Genomic DNA, 15,681 nt, shown 5'->3' with positions numbered 1-15,681 from the left:
TCCCTCGGCCTAGTACGAGAAGGCCATCGGCTTGTCGGCGTCACGGGAGTCGCCGCCGATCTTCGTGGGCGGGTTGAGGTCGGCCTCGGTCAGTTCGGGCGGGCCCGCCTTGACGTACTTGACGAGGAGCTTGACCTCGATGACGGCCAGGACGGCGTACAGCAGGGTGAAGGCGGACATCGAGGCGATGACCTCGGCCTGCGAGACACCGGGGGAGACCGCGTCCTTGGTCTGCATCACCCCGAAGACGACCCAGGGCTGCCGGCCCATCTCGGTGAAGATCCAGCCCCAGGAGTTGGCGATCAGGGGGAAGGCGATCGTCCAGACCGCGAGCAGCCAGTACAGGCGGGTGAGCCTCGACCCGAGCGGCTTCTTGAAGAGCACCAGGTGCGGGACCTCGTCCTCGCCGGTGCGCTGGGCGGCCGGCAGCAGGAACCGCTTCCGGGTGAGCCACAGGCCCAGCAGCCCGATCGAGAAGGACGCCATGCCGAAGCCGATCATCCAGCGGAAGCCCCAGTAGGCGACCGGAATGATGGGCTTGTAGTCGCCGGGGCCGAACTTCTCCTGGAGCGCCTTGTTGGTGTCGTTGATGCCGGGCACGTACGAGGAGAAGTCGCTGTGGGCGAGGAAGGACAGCAGCCCCGGGATCTCCAGGGCGACCTCGTTGTGCCCCTTGTCGACGTCGCCGTAGGCGAAGACGGAGAAGGGTGCCGGCTTCTCGCCGTCCCAGAGGGCCTCGGCGGCGGCCATCTTCATGGGCTGCTGCTCGTACATGACCTTGCCGAGGGTGTCGCCGCTCACCGCGGTCAGCAGGCCGCCGACGGCGAGCGTGACCAGGCCGAGCCGGAGGGAGGTGCGCATCACCGGGATGTGCTTCTTGCGCATCAGGTGGAAGGCGGCGATGCCCACCATGAAGGCACCGCCCGTCAGGAAGGCCGCCGAGAAGCTGTGGAAGACCTGGTTCAGCGTGGTGTTCTGGGTGAGGACCAGCCAGAAGTCGGTGAGTTCGGCACGGCCCTTCTCCGCGTTGATGCGGTAGCCGACCGGGTGCTGCATCCAGGAGTTGGCCGCGAGGATGAAGTACGCCGACAGCAGGGTGCCGACCGAGACGATCCAGATGCAGGCGAGGTGGATCCGCTTCGGCAGCTTGTCCCAGCCGAAGATCCAGAGGCCGATGAAGGTCGACTCGAAGAAGAAGGCGAGCAGCGCCTCGAAGGCGAGCGGGGCGCCGAAGATGTCACCGACGAAGCGGGAGTAGTCGGACCAGTTCATGCCGAACTGGAACTCCTGCACGATGCCGGTGACGACACCCATGGCGATGTTGATCAGGAAGAGCTTCCCCCAGAACTTGGTGGCCCTGAGGTACTTCTCCTTCCCGGTGCGGACCCAGGCGGTCTGGAGGCCGGCCGTGAGGGCCGACAGCGAGATCGTCAACGGGACGAAGAGGAAGTGGTAGACGGTGGTGATGCCGAACTGCCATCGAGCCAGCGTCTCTGGTGCCAAGGCCATGTCCACGTCGTCGGTCTCCTTACATCGCCGTGGTCGCGGCAGTTCTACGCGTGTACGTCCCTACCCATCTCGGAGCAAACACGACACGCTTGTGAACGCGTTCACATTCACAAGCAATTATGACCTACTGCTTTTCGCCATCGTCAGGGGGGTCCCCCGTGACGTCGACCCCTTCGTACGGGGAGATCCACCGCGTCCTCCGCGACCGGCGCCGCGCACCCCGCCCGGCCCCGTGGGACGGGAAGAACACCCTTGCGGGCGCAGCGCGGGCGGCCCCGGAGGGACCTCGCCGCCGACCCCGCCCGGGCCCGGCCGGATCCTCGCGGGCGGGGGGCCTCCCGATCGGCGGACCCCGGCGGACGTGACGGACCTCACCCGCGCGGCCGAATCCGGCCGCGACGGCATCCCGGACACGACGAAGCCCGGGGCCGTGGCGGACGCCACGCACCCCGGGCCCGATCTGATCCGGTCCGGTCCGGTCCGGTCCGAGCTGAAGCGGTCCGGTCTCGCCGGGGTCACGCCTCCCGGGGGAACTCCGCCGTCACCTTGAGGAAGATGTCGTTGGCCTCGGTCTCCCCGATGGTCACCCGCACTCCCTCGCCCGCGAACGGCCGCACGACGACCCCGGCCCGCTCGCACGCCTCCGCGAAGGCGACCGTGCGCTCGCCCAGCCGCAGCCACACGAAGTTCGCCTGGCTCTCCGGCACGGTCCAGCCCTGCGCGCGCAGCGCGTCGGCCACCCGGGCACGCTCGCCCACCAGGGTGCCGACCCGGCCGATCAGCTCGTCCTCGGCGCGCAGCGAGGCGATCGCCGCCTCCTGGGCGATGTGGCTCACGCCGAAGGGCACCGCCGTCTTGCGCAGCGCCGCCGCCACCGGCTCGTGCGCGATCGCGAATCCGACCCGCAGCCCGGCGAGCCCGTACGCCTTGGAGAAGGTGCGCAGCACGCAGACGTTGGGGCGGTCGCGGTAGAGCTCCACGCCGTCCGGCACCTCGGGATCGCGGATGAACTCCCGGTAGGCCTCGTCCAGGACCACGAGCACATCGGCCGGCACCCGGTCGAGGAACCGCTCCAGCTCGGCCCGCCGCACGACCGTTCCGGTCGGGTTGTTGGGGTTGCAGACGAAGATCAGGCGGGTGCGCTCGGTGATCGCCGCCGCCATCGCGTCCAGGTCGTGCACGTCCTCCGGGGTCAGCGGCACCTGGACCGAGGTCGCGCCACTGATCCGGGTGATGATCGGGTACGCCTCGAAGGACCGCCAGGCGTAGATCACCTCGTCGCCGGGTCCGGCGGTGGCCTGGATGAGCTGCTGGGCCACGCCGACCGAGCCGGTGCCGGTGGCCAGGTGGGAGACGGGGACGCCGAACCGTTCCGCCAGCTCGTTCATCAGCCCCGTACAGGCCATGTCCGGGTAGCGGTTGAAGGCCGCGGCCGCCGCCGTCACCTTCTCCATCACGCCGGGAAGCGGCGGGTAGGGGTTCTCGTTGGAGGACAGCTTGTAGGCCACCGGCCCGTCGGCCGCGGCGGGCTTGCCCGGCTTGTAGGTGGGAACGCCTTCCAGCTCGGCACGCAGCTTGGGGCTCGTCTCGCTCACCGCAGTCCTCCTCATGAACCACCACCGGCATCGAATACTGCTCACCTTATGAGGATTCGGCGCCGCTGCGTAGGGCCGCGGAGCGGGGAGAGCGGGCCGCGTCCGTCACACGGGCATCACGGTCATCGACGGACAAGGCGCACGATTTGGGGGGCGCGTCGTACATATATCTACGCGCCGGTGGCTTGCGCCGTGGCGCGCGTCCCCCGTGAAGGTGAGTTGAGACCTCTTCGCAACATCGTCCCCTTGGCAGGCGCGCGGACGCCGACACGTAACGTCCTGGGGTATAGATGGTCAACAAGCTTGTTTTCGAAGGGAGTTAATAAGAAATGACCATGCAGAAACGTGCCTCTCGCCGGGCGCATATGCGTCCGCCCTACCCCACCTCATGAGCCCTACTATCGGCACGCCATGACAGCAGCAGGGAAGCACCAGGTGAGCCGCACGGAAACCTCACGCCGAGGCAGCCGGCCGGGCCGGGCGGGCATCAGGGACGTGGCCGCCGCCGCCGGAGTCTCCATCACCACCGTCTCCGACGCCCTCAACGGCAAGGGCAGGCTCCCGGACGCCACCCGCCGCCACGTCCGCGAGGTCGCCGACCGACTGGGCTACCGGCCCTCGGCCGCCGCCCGCACACTCCGCACCGGCAAGTCGGGACTCATCGGCCTGACCGTGACGACGTACGGGGATGAACCTTTCACCTTCACCGAGTTCGCGTACTTCGCAGAGATGGCGCGCGCCGCCACCTCCGCCGCGCTCGCCCGCGGCTACGCCCTCGTGATCCTCCCGGCCACCTCCCGGCACGACGTGTGGTCCAACGTCGCGCTGGACGGCACCGTCGTCATCGATCCCTCGGACCAGGACCCGGTCGTCGGCGAACTGGTCCGCCAGGGCTTACCGGTGGTCTCGGACGGCCGGCCCGCCGGCAGCCTGCCGGTCACCGCCTGGGTCGACAACGACCACGAGGCCGCGGTGCTCGGCATCCTCGACCACCTGGCCGACGCGGGCGCCCGCCGCATCGGCCTGCTCACCGGCACCACCACGGACACGTACACCCACCTGTCGACCACCGCGTACCTGCGCTGGTGCGAGCGGGTCGGCCAGGACCCCGTCTACGAGGCCTACCCGGCGCACGACCCGTGCGCGGGCGCCGTCGCCGCCGACCGGCTGCTGGCCCGCCCCGACCGGCCCGACGCCGTCTACGGCCTGTTCGACCCGAACGGCACCGACCTGCTCGCCGCCGCCCGCCGCTACGGACTGCGCGTCCCCGAGGACCTGCTGCTGGTCTGCTGCAGCGAGTCCATGGTCTACGCCAACACCGAGCCGGCCATCACCACCCTGTCGCTCAAGCCGCGCCGGATCGGCACGGCGGTGGTGCAGCTCCTCATCGACGCCATCGAGGGCCTGGAGTCCGACCAGCCGGTCGAGCAGGTGATACCGACCGAGCTGATCGTGCGCACCTCTTCGCAGCGCCGCTCCCCGCGCACGACGGTCAGCCCCCCTCGCTCCCCCGAGGGCCAGTAGGGGGTGGGCGGCCGGACCGCCCGCGGGAGCGCCGGAGCGGTGGCCCCCGCGGGGCCGCCGGGGCGCACCGCGGGTGGCACGGCGCCCCCGCGCCTCCCCGGCGCGCCGGGCGGCACCCGGGGCGGACCGGCACCCGGGTCCACCGGCCCCCGGCCGACCGGCGTCCGGGGCGGAACACCCCGGGTCGTGCCGCGGGGCCCGGCGGCACGCGGCCTCCGGGCGGCGTCGCCGGGGCCGGGCGGGCCGTCCGGACGACGCGGGACGCACGGCCCCGCGCCGTGTCCGGCACCGCCCGCCGCGCCCCGGGGCGCCCGATGGGCGCACGGCGGCATTGCCCGGAGCGGGCGAAAAAGCAAGGCCACGACCGAGGGAAAAAGAACGGGCCAATCGGGGCGAAAGCCACGGTGAACCGGAGCGCCGCCCCGATTCACCACCCCAGGGTCATCACACAGCGCGATTCGCATTCCTATGATGGGCCCACGACACCGCGGGCCGCTGCGACCAGGCAGTCCGAACCGGTGCAGACGCGGCGCAATGGTGGAGGGGTCGATGACTCAGGGGGCCGGTCAGGGACCCGAGGTGGAACGCACGGCGACCGTGCGCGACTTCCGGGTACCCGCGTACGTCCACGACAGCGCTCCGTACGCCTCCGCCGGCACCCCCCCGGCCGAGCCCGCCCCGCCCGCCGCGGACGCCTACCCGGAGGGGTACACCCCGACCCAGCGCGACCTGCCCGTCATCCGCCGGGGCGACACGGTCCAGGTGACCATCGAGCCCGAGCCCGCCCCGGCCGCCCCGCCCGCCACCGGCCAGGGCCCGCTGTACGTCGTCGGTGACGTGCACGGCTACCTCGACGAGCTGGTCGCCGCCCTGCGGGAGCAGAATCTCGTCGACGCCTCGGGCACCTGGTGCGCGGGCACCGCCCGGCTCTGGTTCCTCGGGGACTTCACCGACCGCGGGCCCGACGGCATCGGCGTCATCGACCTCGTGATGCGGCTCTCCGCCGAGGCCGCCGCCGCCGGCGGCTACTGCAAGGCCCTGATGGGCAACCACGAGCTGCTGCTGCTCGGCGCCAAGCGCTTCGGCGACACGCCGGTCAGCTCCGGCGCGGGCACCGCCACCTTCCAGGCGGCCTGGCTGCTCAACGGCGGCCAGAAGACCGACATGGACCGCCTCCAGGACCACCACCTGCAGTGGATGGCCCGCCTCGACGCCCTGGAGGAGGTCGACGACCACCTCCTGGTGCACTCCGACACCCTCACCTACCTCGACTACGGGCGCTCCATCGAAGAGGTCAACGACACCGTGCGGGAGACCCTGACCCGCAATGACGTGGAAGAGGTCTGGGACCTGTTCCGCAAGCTGACCAAGCGCTTCTCCTTCCGCGACGAGGGCGGCGCCGACGCCGTCCGCTCACTGCTGGACACCTACGGCGGCACCCGCATCGTCCACGGGCACAGCCCGATCCCGTACCTGCTGGGCGAGGTCGGCTCCGAGGACGGCGAGGACGACAACCGCACCGTGGTCGAGGGCCCCCACGTCTACGCGGACGGGCTGGCCATCGCGATGGACGGCGGCGTGACGATGGCGGGGAAACTGCTGGTCCAGCAACTGCCGCTGGACGACTGAGGGTTCACGGCGCCGCCCGGCCCGCCGACGCGTCCGTGCGGGACGGCACCCAATTTCGGTAAACCCCCTGTCACCGCGCACCGTCACCGCTCTACCATCGGATTATCCGTAGCAGGCTCCCCTCCGTTTCTGCCCGACGGCTCGTTCCCATGCGAGCCCCAAGCCCTACGGAGCATCGGGGGATGCAGATGAACAGCGTTCCGCAGCACCTGTCGCGCGAGGACCGCCAGGAGTACGAGCGGGTCCTCGACGAGGCGCTGCGCTCCGCACCACACCGTCCGGAGCTGTCCGGGATCGGACAGCGGTACACCAGCCAGCAACTGCGCACCCTGGCCCTCGCCGCCACAGTGGCCATCACGGAGGCGGCGGCCGTCGAGTACCAGCACTACGTGAAGGTCCGCGAGGCCCTGCGCCCATCGGGGCCGCAGGACCTCTCGCCGTCCGGGCCCACCGCGTCCGGCCCGGAGGGGCGGGGCGCGGACGCGGCGGGGCTCGCCGCCTCCGTGGGCGAGGCCGCCGGAGCGGGCGCCGTCGCCATGGTCGCCGTCCTGGCGCCCGTCCTGGCCGGCACCGCCGCCGCGATCTTCCTGCTCGTCGGCTTCCTGCTGAAGGCGTTCGCCCCGGAGCAGGCCTTCGCGCGGACCATGCTCACCATGGGGTGGTTCTTCGGCGCGGTCACCGTGGTCGCGATCCTGGTCGCCGCCGTCGGCCTGCTGATCACCGCGCTGCGCAACCGTCCCTCCGCCGAGTCCGGCCGGGGCGGGCCCGACGAGGAGGTGGCGCTGGCACGGGAGGCCTGGCACGACGCCCTGCTCCACCGGGGCATCCTGCCGTTCCTGCGGGACAAGCTGGCCGGTGCGGGGGCACCGGCCGTGCCCCGCACGGGCCCGGCGGCGCCGGCGGGCCGCATGCCGCACCTGGGGTACGGGAGGCCGGGGTTCAGCAGCCCGGGGGACGGCCCGGCGACCGGGTCCCGCCCCAGCTACTCCAGTCCGGACTACTCCAGCCCGGACTTCGGCGGGCCGGAGCACCAGCCGGAATAGCCACCGGCCGGGGCGGGCGGCATCACAGGATGCCCGCCCGGCCGGCGGCGGCGATCCAGGAGGGGAACTCGGACAGCAGCCGGTCGTACAGCTCCGGGTCGGGGACGGTCCCGATGTCGTCGACGGCGAAGAAGCCGACGTTGTCGACGCGTCGGCCGGGCAGGGTGTCAAAGCGCTCCAGCACCCCGTACCCGGCCCGGCCCAGGCCCACGAACTGCCAGAAGACCGGTTCCTCCACGGCCTCGCGCAGTTCCCGCTCGATCTCGCCGTCGCGGTAGACGCCGCCGTCGGAGAAGAACAGGACCAGGGTGGGCACCGCCGCCGGGTGGTCCCGGACGAAGGCGCGCACCTCGGCGATCACCTTCTGCTCCTCGTTCTGGATGCCGACGTCCCGCATGTCGACCTGCCCCTCCAGCAGCGACTTCCTGCGCCCGCGGCGACGGAACAGACCGATCTCCCCCACCCGCACGTGCAGGCGCAGCCAGTCCGGCAGCCCGCCCAGACGGAGGTCGGGCAGCCGGGCCGGGTTCGAGGCGAAGGTCCACGCCTGCATCTCGCCGTCGTCGTCCAGTTGCGCGGCCACGGCGGCCATCCGCTCGACCACGTCGGCCACGACGCCCTTGGAGTAGAGGGAGGCCATGGACCCGGAGGCGTCGAGGACCAGTACGACCCGGGCGGTGACGTCGGCCGCGCCGTGCTTGCGCAGGCTGACGGCGACCTGCTCCTTGCGCAGGGACAGCCGCTTGCGCATGTCCACGGGCAGGCGCTCCTCCCCCTTGGTGAGCCGGGGGCCGGAGCCGGGCGCGGCCGCGGCGGGAGCGGTGGGGACCGGGGGCCCGGACCTCGGGGGTCCCGGGGAGTACGGCGAAGCCGGTGGGGGCGCCGGGGCGGGCGGGGAAGCCGATGGGGGCGCCGGGGCGGCCGGGGACGCGGACGGGGCGAAGCCCGGGGGTGCGGGTGGCGGGGGAGGAGCCGGAGGAGCGGTGGGTGCGGGGGAGGCCGTCGCGGAGGGAACGGCCACCGTGGGTGCCGGGGGCGCCGGAGGTGCCGGGGGCGCGGAGTGCGGGGCGGACGGGACGGCGGGCGGGGGAGCGTCGTCGACCGTGATCCCGAAGTCGGTGGCCAGTCCCGCGAGTCCACTGGCGTAGCCCTGTCCCACCGCGCGGAACTTCCACCGGCCCTGGCGCCGGTACAGCTCGCCGGCCACCAGCGCGGTCTCCGTCGCGGCGGCGATGTCGAAGCGGGCCAGCTCGGCCCCGGTGCCCGCGTCCCTCAGCCGCAGCGACAGCAGGGGCACCTGCCCGAAGGTCCCGCCGTCGGCCGAGGCGCACAGCAGCACCCGCTCGACGGCCGGTTCCAGGGCACCCAGATCCACCTCGACGGTGTCGGCGCAGGTGCCGGGCCCGTCCTGGCGGCCCAAGTGGCGCACCGCCCCGGAGGTGTGGCGCGGCTGGTTGTAGAAGACGAAGTCGCCGTCGTCCCGCACCCGTCCCGCCGAGGTGAGCAGCAGCGCCGACGCGTCGGCCTCGGGAACGCCCGGCCCGGCCGAACGGACCAGTTCGGCCCGCACGGCGGGGGAGTCGACGGCGAGATTGGCGCCCTTGCTCAGGGAATTGGCTGTCATGCGCCCAGTCTGCCGAGCCGGACCCGGGCGGACCAGGGACGGGACCGCGCCCGGCGGCCGACCCACGGCCCCAGGTCACCGGTGACGAAGGAGCCCGGCGACCGGCCGTGCCGCCCCCTCCGGTGGAAGGGGGCGGCACGGCGGACGGCCGTCACCGGTGGCGGCACACGCCGCGCGTCACGGGCAACCCGCCATGAGCGGTCCGGCAGCCCGGCGGAGCGGTGACGGCAGGGCGCCGACGGCTGATCCGGAGCGCGGGCCCGAAGCGTCGGGCGGCCGGTGCGCGGGCCCGGACCATCGGCCGGCCGGTGTGGGCCGGAGCGTCAGTCGGCCAGCGGGAGGTACACGCGGTTGCCGCCCGCGGCGAACTCCTTCGACTTCCGCAGCATCCCCTCGGCGACCTCCTCGGCCGAGGCGCCTTCGGCCGACGCACCGCCGAACCGCTCCGTGATGCTCTGGCTGATCTTCATCGAGCAGAACTTCGGCCCGCACATCGAGCAGAAGTGGGCGGTCTTGGCGGGCTCCGCGGGCAGCGTCTCGTCGTGGAACTCCCGTGCCGTGTCCGGGTCGAGGGCCAGGTTGAACTGGTCCTCCCACCGGAACTCGAACCGCGCGTCCGACAGCGCGTCGTCCCACTCCTGCGCGCCCGGATGCCCCTTGGCCAGGTCGGCGGCGTGCGCGGCGATCTTGTAGGTGATCACACCGGTCTTGACGTCGTCGCGGTTGGGCAGGCCCAGATGCTCCTTGGGCGTGACGTAGCAGAGCATGGCGGTGCCCCACCACGCGATCATCGCGGCCCCGATGCCGGAGGTGATGTGGTCGTACGCCGGTGCGATGTCCGTGGTCAGCGGGCCCAGCGTGTAGAACGGCGCCTCCTCGCAGATCTCCTGCTGGAGGTCGATGTTCTCCTTGATCTTGTGCATCGGGACGTGTCCCGGGCCCTCGATCATGGTCTGCACCTGATGGCGCTTGGCGACGGTGTTGAGCTCACCGAGCGTGCGCAGCTCGGCGAACTGCGCCTCGTCGTTGGCGTCGGCGATGGAGCCGGGCCGCAGGCCGTCGCCGAGGGAGTACGTCACGTCGTAGGAGGCGAGGATCTCGCACAGCTCCTCGAAGTGCTCGTAGAGGAAGGACTCCTTGTGGTGCGCCAGACACCAGGCCGCCATGATCGAGCCGCCGCGCGAGACGATGCCGGTCTTGCGGTTCGCCGTCAGCGGCACATACGCCAGGCGGACGCCCGCGTGGACGGTCATGTAGTCCACGCCCTGCTCAGCCTGCTCGATGACGGTGTCCTTGTAGATCTCCCAGCTCAGCTCCTCGGCCCGGCCGTCGACCTTCTCCAGGGCCTGGTAGAGCGGCACGGTGCCGATGGGGACGGGGGAGTTGCGCAGCACCCACTCACGGGTGGTGTGGATGTTGCGGCCGGTGGAGAGGTCCATGACCGTGTCGGCGCCCCAGCGGGTCGCCCAGGTCATCTTCTCCACCTCCTCCTCGATGGAGGAGGTCACCGCCGAGTTGCCGATGTTGGCGTTGACCTTCACCAGGAACCGCTTGCCGATGATCATCGGCTCGATCTCCGGGTGGTTGACGTTGGCCGGCAGCACGGCACGGCCCGCCGCGATCTCCTCCCGGACCACTTCGGGTGCCACGTTCTCCCGGACGGCCACGTACTCCATCTCGGGCGTGATCTCGCCCCGGCGGGCGTACGCGAGCTGCGTCACCGCCCGTCCGTCGCGGCCCCGGCGCGGCTGGCGGGGGCGGCCCGGGAAGACCGCGTCCAGGTTGCGCAGTCCCCCGCGCGGGGAGGTGTGCTTGATCCCGTCGTCCTCGGGGCGGACCGGGCGGCCCGCGTACTCCTCGGTGTCGCCGCGGGCGGTGATCCAGTTCTCCCGCAGCGGCTCCAGGCCCCGGCGGACATCCGTCTCGACGAGCGGGTCGGTGTACGGGCCCGAGGTGTCGTACAGCGTGACCGACTTCCCGTTGGTGAGGTGCACCTGACGGACCGGCACCCGCAGATCGGGGCGCGAGCCCTCGACATACGCCTTGTGCCAGCCGATGGACTTCCCGTTCTCCGCGGTGGTCTCCCGAGCGGAAGGCCCCTGCTGGGCGGCTTCCCGCGTGGAGTCCTGCGTGGAGGCAGGCGTGCGCGCGTCCTTGATGGTCATGAGACCTATCTCCCTACGCCGGCATTACCCGGTAACAGGTTCGGCGGTCGACGCAGCGGTGTCCGTCCGTCGACGTTTCATGTGAAACATCGCTGGGACGGAGGTCAGCGCCCTCTCAGCCCGGTGCTCCGAGCTCCCGCGTGTACAAAGGTGCCTCCACGCTAGCGCCCCTTCGGGCGCGGTGACCAGAGGGGCCCCTTCGCTCTTGCGATGATCGGTCGGTGACCAGGACGCGACACCCCTCAGAGCCGGGCCGCACGGCGACCGCCGACGACACGGCGGACCACGGACACGCACCGGGGCGGGCAGACGCCCCCGGCCACGTGCCCGCCCGGGACCACAGACACGGGCAGACGCACGGCACCGGTCACGGCCATGGGCACAGCCATGGCCCGGCGGCACCCGTCTCCCGGCATCTGCGCAAGGTCATCGCGGCGGTGCTCATCCCGTTCACCGCCGCGGTGCTCGTCGGACTCGTGGCGCTCTGGCCGGCCGGGACGCCCGCGCACCAGCACACCGGCGTCGGCTTCGACCGGCAGACGCAGCAGGCCACGGTGACCGCCCTGGAGAGCCTGAGCTGCGCCTCCGTCGGCACCCCGGGTGCCGCCCCGGCCGGTGGCACCGCCGCCGCGCCGGACCCCTCCCCCGCCCGGAAGGAGAAGGGCCTCTGCAAACGGGCCACGATCCGTGTCGACACCGGCGGGGACAAGGGCCGTACGTTCACCGAGACCGTACGGCCGGACCAGACCCGGCAGTTGCACCAGGGCCAGCACGTGGTCGTCGCCTACGTGCCCACCGCACCGCACGACCTGCAGTACTCGGTGATCGACGTCGACCGGCGGCTGCCCCTGTCCCTGCTCGCCGGGATCTTCGCGCTGGCCGTGGTGGTGGTCGGCCGGCTCCGGGGGCTGATGGCACTGGTCTCCCTGGCCATCAGCTTCCTGCTGCTGAACTTCTTCATCCTGCCCGCGATCCTCCAGGGGTCGAACCCCTTGCTGGTCGCGGTGATCGGGTCCAGCGCCATCATGCTGATCGCGCTGTACCTGTGCCACGGCCTGTCGGCCCGCACCTCGGTCGCGGTCCTGGGCACGCTGGCCTCACTGCTGCTGATCGGGGTGCTGGGCTCCCTGTTCATCGGCTGGGCCGCCCTCACGGGCAACACCGACGACGGCACCGGTCTCATCCACGGGCTGTATCCGGCGATCGACATGAGCGGTCTGCTGCTCGCCGGGGTCATCATCGGATCGCTCGGCGTCCTCGACGATGTGACGGTGACCCAGACCTCGGCGGTGTGGGAACTGCACGAGGCCAATCCCGCGCTGGGCTGGCGGGGGCTGTACCGGGCGGGCATCCGCATCGGCCGCGACCACATCGCGTCGGTCGTCAACACCCTCGTCCTCGCCTACGCGGGTGCCGCGCTGCCCCTGCTGCTGCTGTTCTCGATCGCGCAGAGCAGTGTGGGGGTGGTCGCCAACAGCGAACTGGTCGCGGAGGAGATCGTCCGCACGCTGGTCGGATCGATCGGCCTCGTGGCCTCGGTGCCGGTGACCACGGCCCTCGCGGCCCTGGTCGTCTCGGCCGACCGGACGGGCCCCGGGCCCGCCGCGGGCGTCCGCGCGGCGGGGCGGGGCCGGAGCGGGCGGGGCCGGCGCCGCAAGCGCTGATCCCCGGCCACCGCACCGGGTGCCGCCCGCGGGCGGCGTCGTCGCGCCCCGGGCGGCACGGCGGCAGCCGTAACGGTTCAGCCGGCGCTCTGCTCCTCGGCCAGGATGCGGTCCAGGGCCTCGTCGAGGTGCGTGTCCAGATTGGCGAGCGCCCCTTCCTGCCCCAGGGGAACCAGCTTGTCCGTGCGGTCGAGGAAGGCCACCAGAGGTGCCGCCGACGAACGGAACAGCGCCTGGTCGCTGCCGACCTGAAGCCGGATCATCACCTCGGCAAGCGGCTCCGGATCGACGGGCGCGATCCGCACGTCCCCGTCACCGCACGGCATGCCCACACCGTCCACCAGCAGCTCCCGGCCGAAGGCCCAGGTCACCGGGGCGTCCCCGGGAAGGTGGAAGGTCAGCCGTACGGCATACGGATCACGGGTCTCATAGCGCAGTTCCACCGGGATGCGGAACGAGAGCTCCTCGGACACGAGAAAACTCATCATGACCTCTGCCTGTACCGACTCGCCCATTGCCTACCCCGTCATTCGCCGTCGACTGGCCGGGAATCAAACCTCTTACACAACCTCTTACACTGGAGGCATCTTGCTGAACGTACACACCAGATCACAAGGAGTTAGTTTTCACATAGTGATAGAGAGTGCGAGCGACCCCAGCAGTCGGCTCAGTTCATGCTGCAGTCGCTGCGCCGTGGGCAGCAGCCGGTCGGCCTGGTGCACGGGCAGGGAGATGGCCACCGAGGCGATCGTGGCCCCCACGGTGACCGGGAGGGCCGCGCAGACCGTGCCCAGGGCGTACTCCTGCCGCTCCGTCACCGTCGCCGCCCCTTCGAGGCGTTCCAGCCGGTCCAGCAGGGCGCGGTCGTCACGCACCGTGTACGGGGTCAGGGGGTGCACCGGATGCCGGGCGAGGTGATCGCGCCGCGCGTCCCGGTCCAGCCGCGACAGGAGGCACTGCCCGATGGCGTGCGCGTGTCCGGTCTCACGGAAGTCGGCCCGCTCCGCGACCGCGGGACGGGCGGGGGTCTCCGAGACGCAGACGACGTCGATCTCACCGTCGCGGTACACGGCGTAGTACACCGGCACACCGATGGCATCACGCCAGCGGGCGAGCATCTCGGCGATCGTGCCGCGACGTTTCTGCACCGCTCCGCCGCTGCTCAGCCGCTCGACGGCGTCCCCCAGGAAGAACAGGCCCTTGTCGCGCCGCAGATACCCTTCGTGCACCAGGGTGCGCAGCAGGTGGTAGGCGGTGGGCAGCGCCAGCCCCGTCTCCCGGGCGAGCTGTTTGGCGGGGGCCCCGTAGGGATGGCCGGCGACGCATTCCAGGAGGCGCATGGCGCGCTGCACGGAGCCGATGAGGGTCGCCGGCGGCGGGGAGGGTGCCCCGGGCTTCGGCGGTGACATCTGGGGCTGCACAGGGAGCGTGTGCACCGGAACGCCTGCTGTGTCGGCCGTGACCAAGGGTGACTCCCGGAACGCGAGGTGGGCAGCCCGTGCTCAGCGCACGGGACGGAGTACGCCGCTCGCGGGGTCGCCCCCGCGTGGAGTTCCGGACTCTAACCTTCGGTCACCGTTTGCGTACCCCCTGTCGGAGAAACTTCCCCCTCGCGAGGGAACCGGTGGTGGTCACTTCCACCGGTGTCCCCCGGGGTTCACCAGCCGCCACCCGATGAGCTCGACATGAAGCGGCGGACGAGGTAGACCAGACCGCCGACCAGGGCGACGAAGATCAGCACCTTGAAGAGCAGCCCGACCACGAAGCCGACCACGCTGGCGATCAGCCCACCGAACACGACCAGGGCGATGACCGGCACCGCGACCCACTTCACCCACCACGGCAGTCCCGTGAAGATCTCTCGCATCGCCCTCGTCCTTACCTCTCCGCCCGCGCGCGTGCCGGGTCCGTCGGTGTCCCGGCGGCCCTATGGGCCCGGGATGCCGGGAATCCTCTGATTCCCCGCACCATCGATGCTATGGCCAAGGGCGCCCCGGTGGGGCTCCCGCACCCCTTGTCTCCCCCTGACCCGTCCCCTAGGGGGCGTCCGGTGACACGGTGGGCGGATGCGCGGGACGGGTGCGCGGGACGGGCGGGGCGCCGCCGTGAACCGGTGCGGAAGACCTCTCCCGGGGGATCCCCGGGTCCGGCGGGGATCCCCCGGACCGCCCTCAGCCCTCGGGCGGCGAGAACACCACCAGCACCTTCAGGTCCTCGCTGATGTGGCGGAACTTGTGCGGCACCCCGGCCGGCACGTACACCACGCTGCCCCTGGCCACCTCGGTGGTCTCCATCCCGACGGTGATCGCGGCCCGGCCGCTCACCACGAAGTACACCTCGTCCTGCTGGTGCGGCTGCTGCGGGTCGGCCGTGCCCGCGTCCAGGGCGTAGAGACCGACCGACATGTTCCGCTCCCGCAGGAACTGCAGATAGGCGCCGTCGTTGGCGGCACGCTCCGCCTCCAGTTCGTCCAGCCGGAATGCCTTCATCGCCTTGTCCGTCCCTGCCTCACGGTTCATTTCCGATCGTGTCTGCCACGATCAGACACATGAAGAATTTCGTAGTCAAGACGATCGCCAACGCGGGGGCCCTCGCCGTCGCCGTATGGCTGCTGGACAAGATCACCCTGACCGGCGGCAGCACCGGGAAGAAGGCGGGCACGCTGATCCTGGTCGCCGTGGTCTTCGGCCTGGTGAACCTCCTGGTGAAGCCCCTCGTCCAGGTGCTGACCTTCCCGCTGTTCATCCTGACCCTCGGTCTGTTCACACTGATCGTCAACGCCCTCATGCTGCTGCTCACCTCCTGGCTGGCCGGCAAGCTCGACCTGAGCTTCCACGTGGAGGGCTTCTGGACCGCCGTGCTGGGCGGTCTGATCATCTCGATCGTCTCCTGGGCCCTGAACGCGTTCCTGCCCGACGAGGACTGAGG

13 protein-coding genes are annotated in these 15,681 nt (G+C 71.4%); 5 read left to right on the top strand and 8 right to left on the bottom strand.

The genetic code is table 11. The features are described from left to right. Positions 1–9 precede the first annotated feature (9 nt). The gene (locus tag ACZ7LB_RS05515; protein WP_471465499.1) at positions 10–1,515 is read right to left on the bottom strand and encodes a cytochrome ubiquinol oxidase subunit I; all 1,506 of its coding nucleotides are present in this window, start codon (positions 1,513–1,515) and stop codon (positions 10–12) included. A gap of 509 nt (positions 1,516–2,024) precedes the next feature. Next, positions 2,025–3,104: a histidinol-phosphate transaminase gene (hisC, locus tag ACZ7LB_RS05510; RefSeq protein WP_471465498.1), complete on the bottom strand. Its 1,080-nt coding sequence runs from the start codon at positions 3,102–3,104 to the stop codon at positions 2,025–2,027. A gap of 411 nt (positions 3,105–3,515) precedes the next feature. Here hisC and ACZ7LB_RS05505 point away from each other — a divergent pair, with 411 nt between their 5' ends. The 3 genes from ACZ7LB_RS05505 (at position 3,516) to ACZ7LB_RS05495 (ending at position 7,300) form a co-directional block, all read left to right on the top strand. Next, positions 3,516–4,628, top strand: a complete 1,113-nt coding sequence (locus ACZ7LB_RS05505) for a LacI family DNA-binding transcriptional regulator (protein ID WP_161229067.1) — start codon at positions 3,516–3,518, stop codon at positions 4,626–4,628. Between the two features lie 534 nt (positions 4,629–5,162). Continuing rightward, positions 5,163–6,257 (top strand): metallophosphoesterase, encoded by a 1,095-nt coding sequence (locus ACZ7LB_RS05500; RefSeq protein ID WP_471465497.1) that lies wholly within the window; start codon positions 5,163–5,165, stop codon positions 6,255–6,257. Between the two features lie 182 nt (positions 6,258–6,439). Continuing rightward, positions 6,440–7,300, top strand: coding sequence for a hypothetical protein (locus tag ACZ7LB_RS05495; RefSeq protein ID WP_471465496.1), 861 nt, complete (start codon positions 6,440–6,442; stop codon positions 7,298–7,300). A 22-nt stretch (positions 7,301–7,322) separates the two neighbouring features. On the opposite strand, the gene ACZ7LB_RS05490 is transcribed toward ACZ7LB_RS05495, so the two are convergent. Together ACZ7LB_RS05490 and thiC are read right to left on the bottom strand one after the other, a co-directional pair. Continuing rightward, a complete protein-coding gene (locus ACZ7LB_RS05490) occupies positions 7,323–8,924 on the bottom strand; it encodes a VWA domain-containing protein (RefSeq protein WP_471465495.1) in 1,602 nt (533 codons plus the stop codon). A gap of 323 nt (positions 8,925–9,247) precedes the next feature. Further along, the gene (gene thiC, locus ACZ7LB_RS05485) at positions 9,248–11,089 is read right to left on the bottom strand and encodes a phosphomethylpyrimidine synthase ThiC (protein WP_471465494.1); all 1,842 of its coding nucleotides are present in this window, start codon (positions 11,087–11,089) and stop codon (positions 9,248–9,250) included. Between the two features lie 221 nt (positions 11,090–11,310). Here thiC and ACZ7LB_RS05480 point away from each other — a divergent pair, with 221 nt between their 5' ends. Further along, on the top strand, positions 11,311–12,753 hold the full coding sequence (locus ACZ7LB_RS05480; RefSeq protein WP_471465493.1) for a YibE/F family protein: 1,443 nt from the start codon (positions 11,311–11,313) through the stop codon (positions 12,751–12,753). Between the two features lie 77 nt (positions 12,754–12,830). Here ACZ7LB_RS05480 and ACZ7LB_RS05475 read toward each other — a convergent pair whose 3' ends face one another. The 4 genes from ACZ7LB_RS05475 to ACZ7LB_RS05460 all read right to left on the bottom strand — a co-directional run bounded on the left by ACZ7LB_RS05475 (position 12,831) and on the right by ACZ7LB_RS05460 (position 15,242). After that, a complete protein-coding gene (locus ACZ7LB_RS05475; protein WP_161229073.1) occupies positions 12,831–13,268 on the bottom strand; it encodes an SsgA family sporulation/cell division regulator in 438 nt (145 codons plus the stop codon). Between the two features lie 111 nt (positions 13,269–13,379). Further along, positions 13,380–14,162, bottom strand: coding sequence for an IclR family transcriptional regulator (locus ACZ7LB_RS05470; protein ID WP_471465614.1), 783 nt, complete (start codon positions 14,160–14,162; stop codon positions 13,380–13,382). A gap of 248 nt (positions 14,163–14,410) precedes the next feature. Beyond that, positions 14,411–14,620, bottom strand: a complete 210-nt coding sequence (locus ACZ7LB_RS05465; RefSeq protein ID WP_471465492.1) for a DUF5326 family protein — start codon at positions 14,618–14,620, stop codon at positions 14,411–14,413. A 304-nt stretch (positions 14,621–14,924) separates the two neighbouring features. Continuing rightward, positions 14,925–15,242 (bottom strand): cupin domain-containing protein, encoded by a 318-nt coding sequence (locus tag ACZ7LB_RS05460; protein WP_471465613.1) that lies wholly within the window; start codon positions 15,240–15,242, stop codon positions 14,925–14,927. Positions 15,243–15,301: 59 nt separating this feature from the next. On the opposite strand from ACZ7LB_RS05460, the gene ACZ7LB_RS05455 reads away from it, so the two are divergent. Further along, positions 15,302–15,679, top strand: coding sequence for a phage holin family protein (locus ACZ7LB_RS05455; RefSeq protein ID WP_471465491.1), 378 nt, complete (start codon positions 15,302–15,304; stop codon positions 15,677–15,679). Positions 15,680–15,681: the final 2 nt, after the last annotated feature.

This window comes from Streptomyces sp. NPDC107521, from assembly GCF_055598485.1.
This window is presented reverse-complemented; position numbering and strand designations above follow the sequence as displayed.

Coding starts and splice junctions, on each gene's coding strand:
- ACZ7LB_RS05505 (WP_161229067.1), top strand. CDS start 3,516: ATGACAGCAGCAGGGAAGCACCAGGTGAGCCGCACGGAAACCTCACGC.
- ACZ7LB_RS05500 (WP_471465497.1), top strand. CDS start 5,163: ATGGTGGAGGGGTCGATGACTCAGGGGGCCGGTCAGGGACCCGAGGTG.
- ACZ7LB_RS05495 (WP_471465496.1), top strand. CDS start 6,440: ATGCAGATGAACAGCGTTCCGCAGCACCTGTCGCGCGAGGACCGCCAG.
- ACZ7LB_RS05490 (WP_471465495.1), bottom strand. CDS start 8,924: ATGACAGCCAATTCCCTGAGCAAGGGCGCCAATCTCGCCGTCGACTCC.
- thiC (WP_471465494.1), bottom strand. CDS start 11,089: ATGACCATCAAGGACGCGCGCACGCCTGCCTCCACGCAGGACTCCACG.
- ACZ7LB_RS05475 (WP_161229073.1), bottom strand. CDS start 13,268: ATGGGCGAGTCGGTACAGGCAGAGGTCATGATGAGTTTTCTCGTGTCC.
- ACZ7LB_RS05470 (WP_471465614.1), bottom strand. CDS start 14,162: ATGTCACCGCCGAAGCCCGGGGCACCCTCCCCGCCGCCGGCGACCCTC.
- ACZ7LB_RS05465 (WP_471465492.1), bottom strand. CDS start 14,620: ATGCGAGAGATCTTCACGGGACTGCCGTGGTGGGTGAAGTGGGTCGCG.
- ACZ7LB_RS05460 (WP_471465613.1), bottom strand. CDS start 15,242: ATGAAGGCATTCCGGCTGGACGAACTGGAGGCGGAGCGTGCCGCCAAC.
- ACZ7LB_RS05455 (WP_471465491.1), top strand. CDS start 15,302: ATGAAGAATTTCGTAGTCAAGACGATCGCCAACGCGGGGGCCCTCGCC.